The 660-nt window shown below is 68.0% G+C and carries 2 protein-coding genes; both read right to left on the bottom strand.

Annotated features, from left to right (window positions below):
- A partial coding sequence (locus SLNSH_RS24325; RefSeq protein ID WP_106340867.1) for a response regulator occupies positions 1–452 on the bottom strand: 452 nt, incomplete at its 3' end.
- A partial coding sequence (locus SLNSH_RS24320; protein ID WP_245422474.1) for an ATP-binding protein occupies positions 449–660 on the bottom strand: 212 nt, incomplete at its 5' end. The genes SLNSH_RS24320 and SLNSH_RS24325, both read right to left, overlap by 4 nt.

Below are 660 nucleotides of genomic sequence, written 5' to 3'. Positions count from 1 at the left end.
TCCCCAGTGCCTCGCTCGGCCGAGACCGCATCCCCGTCCCGCACCAGCGCTATCTCGGCCACCTGAGGGTCCAGGTACAAGCCGCCGTCGGCCACGGCCCGAAGGGCCCTGGGCAGGTCGTCTGCGGCGGAGCGCTTCAGGACGTACCCCCGCGCGCCGGCGTCCATCAATCGGCGCACATAGGCGCGGTCCTCATGCACGGTCAGGACGAGGATCTTCACCTCCGGGCAGGTTTCCGTCAGCGCCCTGGCGAGGTCGGCCCCGTTCAGCTTCGGCACCGAAATGTCGATCACGGCCACCTCAGGCCGGATGCTGTTGATCATGTCTCGGGCCTTCTCGCCGTCAGGCGCATCGCCGACGAGGTCGAAATCGGGATCCTCGGCCAGCAGCGCCCGGATTCCCGCAAGAATGACTGGATGATCATCGACCAGGAAGACCCTGATGGGCCTCATCGCAGCCCTCCTCCCGACAGCGGGATAACCACATAGACGCTCGTGCCCTGCCCTGGCGTGCTTTCGATCGTCAACTGGCCTCCCACAAGCGCCAGCCGCTCGCGAATCCCCGCGAGGCCGAGCCGGCTTCCGCCAGACGCGGACTCCACGGCGTCGCCGTCGAAGCCGACCCCGTCGTCCCTCGACGATGAGGCGCAACGCGCTCTCC

The sequence above is a fragment of the Alsobacter soli genome, from assembly GCF_003004785.1.
GTDB classification, from domain to species: Bacteria; Pseudomonadota; Alphaproteobacteria; order Rhizobiales; family Beijerinckiaceae; genus Alsobacter; species Alsobacter soli.
This window is presented reverse-complemented; position numbering and strand designations above follow the sequence as displayed.